Here is a 2859-nt window from a genome sequence, read left to right as displayed (position 1 = left end):
CTTCCTCAAACGCTGCCGCCGCTCTTTGCGGATATCGTCAGCAACGGTCGGGAAGTAACCGCTATAGTCGGGCAGCTCGCGATCGCGGAAGGTGTTGCGCCGGATCTCACGGTAAATCGTCGATTGATGACGACCAAGTTCGCGCGCCATTTCTTTGATCGGCAGTTTTCGTTCGACAAAGTGGAAGAGGCGGCGTCGATCGGCCAGATTCAGCTGCGAATAGCGTCGGAACATGCCAAAATCTCCAAGGGGAAACCATTGAAATCATTGGCATGTCGCACTTCAAATTAGAATGTACCCCCCTAGACCGGTAGGCCTACTCGTCTGAATGTCCTTTTCTCGCTAAGCGTTGAAGATCGTGAATGCGCAGTCTGCCAGCTCGCTGGTCTGCTCGATTACCCGATCGGCACCGGCTGCTTCCAACTCTTGCCGACTTCCATACCCCCACAAGACTCCAACAGCGCGAATGTTGTTGGCATGTGCGCCGGCGATATCAAAGCGACGGTCGCCGATCATCACGCAGCGATCGCTTGACAAACCCTCGTGCTGCAGAAGATAACGGATCAACTCGGGCTTGTGATCGATCAAGCCGTCGGGCTCGGATCCGTAGATCCCATCGAACTCATCGGCGAGACCATGGTTGGCCAAGATCTGCTTCGCAAAGACAGTTCGTTTTGAGGTAGCAAGAAACAGCCGACCGCCCCGCTGCCGAATGTATGACAGTTGAGCTCGGATCGCAGGATATAGTTCGCTCAGTTTCAGCCCCCTTTCCCAGTAGTCTCGTCGATAGCCCTCCACCGCCTCCGTGACGCGCGTATCACCATACGGCAAGAGGAGGTAGCGCATCACGTCCTCGATCGGCGGGCCAATGACCGATCCGATATCCAGTGGCTCAATAGGTTCGTGCCCCAACGATCTTAGCGCCGCCTTGCAACTCGCTAAAATCCCGGGCTGGGAATCGATCAAGGTGCCATCCAAATCGAGAAGAATACCGGGGCGATTTTCAGTCATGCCAGACCTTTGAAGAGTTTTTTGATGGTATTATCGATACGCCGTTTGGAATGCGGGGCCATATTGGCTACCCCTAGTTCTGGCTGTGCATTCGCTGAAGATTGACTGCACCACTCCCAGCACGTCCCTGCATTATAATATATCATGTATCATTGTCCATTCTCGCGCAAGCTTGGTTTCATGCGTGGCTATCAAATCGTTGCCGCGCAGTTCGCTCTGCTTGAACGGCTGATGCGCAACGAAGACCGCGTTCTGACAAAGGCGATCCTGCTGGAGCGTATCTGAATCTTCAGCGGCCAGAAACGCGACAACATTCTCCTCGCTGGAAAAATCGCCTGTTGGGTGTGCCGTGGTGGTTCTCGACGCTAGTCCCGGCTAGCCGCGACAGAACCCTGACCAACTACAGGCTCTATCGACAGCATCTCGGTCAATACGATCTCACTGTGGGGGCAATTCCGATGATACTATCTGCCTGCGCCGGATAGCCAGTGTGAGTTTCGGATGGGCGACGGCAATCGTGTCGGCTCCAGGCCTCGGAGGTAGCGCTACGGGCGTGGCCGAGACCGAAGAATGGGCGCTCGCTAATTAGTTCGTCGCGAGCGGCCATAGAAGGATTCGACATAGTCGTTCTGAATCGCCTTTGCCGCCGGGATGTAGTGCTACTCGATCTTTTTCTCCTTCAACGATGCGGGGATCGCGTTTGAGGTGCACTCCGTGCCGTGGTCGGAAATGATCATGGGTGGCATACCGCGCCGTTCCAGTAGTCCCGCCATTTTCGGTGCGACCCGACGGTCGGAGATCGAGGTGTCGGGGATCGATGTCAGGCCTTCGCGCGTCACGCCATCGACGATGCTGAGCACGCGAAAGCGTCTGCCGCAGGCGAACTGGTCGCAGAGGAAATCCAATGACCACCGGGCATTGGCCTTCGCTTCGACCAGGATCGGCGCACGCTTGCCGACGGCACGCCGCTTGGCTTTCCGCTTGCGGACCGAGAGCCCTTCCTCGCGATTAACACGATGGATGGGGCTGACGCTGGACGGCTCCTGGTCCCGCTTGAGCAGGATGAACAGTTGCCGGTTATGTCTCCAATGTTGCCCTTTTGATATACCTGCCACCAGCATAGTCGGTCCTAAGACCGCTTGTGGCTCCGATGCGGACTTCTTGGGCCAGGCTGTTGCTGTTCTGTGCTTCGATGTCACCGCTATTTAAAGATGAGACAAAGTAGTCAAATTAGAAACGCGACGTCATCCTACCGTTAATACGTTCGTGACGCCGTTCATGTCAATTCGGTCGAAGGTTTCAATGCCCGCGTCCGCCGCACCATTGCCGGTGTCTTTCATCATATCAGCCCGCAGCACGCCGACCTGTATTTCCACGAGATCGGTTTCCGCTGGTCACAGCGCATTGTGACGGGCCAGGCTGTTCGGAAAACCCGAAACGGCAGGGAACGCATGAAAACCCTGTGGTCGCGAGTGCCGCCGGCGCTGCAATTGCTGCAAATCTTTCGCGTCGCCACCGGCCGTCAGCTGCGCAGAAGTCCGGATGGTGGGATCATCGTCAAATCAGCAGTCGCTGTCTTTGGTTGATAAGGGCCGTGTTTCAAATGGAACGACTTTAGGATCTTGGCCCGCCGCCGGTCTGGGTTTTCATAATAACATTGTAACCCCCCGCCGCCGGGGACCGCAACGTTTCACTCGCTGTTGTTTAGGCCCAACGCGTACGGATCGATACCTATCGCCCTAGGTGGCCGGAGATCCTGGTCGGTTGGGTGGCCGGAGATCCTGGTCGGTTGGGTGGCCGGAGATCCTGGTCGGTTGGGTGGCCGGAGATCCTGGTCGGTTGGGTGGC

Annotated in this window: 2 protein-coding genes and 2 pseudogenes; 1 reads left to right on the top strand and 3 read right to left on the bottom strand. The window is 56.6% G+C overall.

The features are described 5' to 3' along the window. The 3 genes and pseudogenes from BLU15_RS36555 to BLU15_RS36545 all read right to left on the bottom strand — a co-directional run. A partial coding sequence (locus tag BLU15_RS36555; protein WP_143034342.1) for a helix-turn-helix domain-containing protein occupies nucleotides 1-234 on the bottom strand: 234 nt, incomplete at its 3' end. Between the two features lie 108 nt (nucleotides 235-342). Next, nucleotides 343-1011 carry an HAD hydrolase-like protein gene (locus BLU15_RS36550; RefSeq protein ID WP_090302150.1) on the bottom strand — a complete coding sequence of 223 codons (669 nt, stop codon included), beginning with the start codon at nucleotides 1009-1011 and terminating at the stop codon, nucleotides 343-345. Between the two features lie 442 nt (nucleotides 1012-1453). Beyond that, nucleotides 1454-2087: pseudogene (locus BLU15_RS36545) on the bottom strand (integrase core domain-containing protein); the annotation flags it as partial. A gap of 183 nt (nucleotides 2088-2270) precedes the next feature. On the opposite strand from BLU15_RS36545, the pseudogene BLU15_RS36540 reads away from it, so the two are divergent. Further along, nucleotides 2271-2597 (top strand): annotated as a pseudogene (locus BLU15_RS36540) (transposase); the annotation flags it as partial. Between the last annotated feature and the right edge of the window lie 262 nt (nucleotides 2598-2859).

Origin of the sequence: Ensifer sp. YR511 (assembly GCF_900103045.1) — a bacterium.
Classification (GTDB): domain Bacteria; phylum Pseudomonadota; class Alphaproteobacteria; order Rhizobiales; family Rhizobiaceae; genus Ensifer; species Ensifer adhaerens.
This window is presented reverse-complemented; position numbering and strand designations above follow the sequence as displayed.

Bases quoted from the DNA above. Each gene is read 5' to 3' on its own strand.
- BLU15_RS36550 (WP_090302150.1), bottom strand. From the start codon at position 1,011: ATGACTGAAAATCGCCCCGGTATTCTTCTCGATTTGGATGGCACCTTG.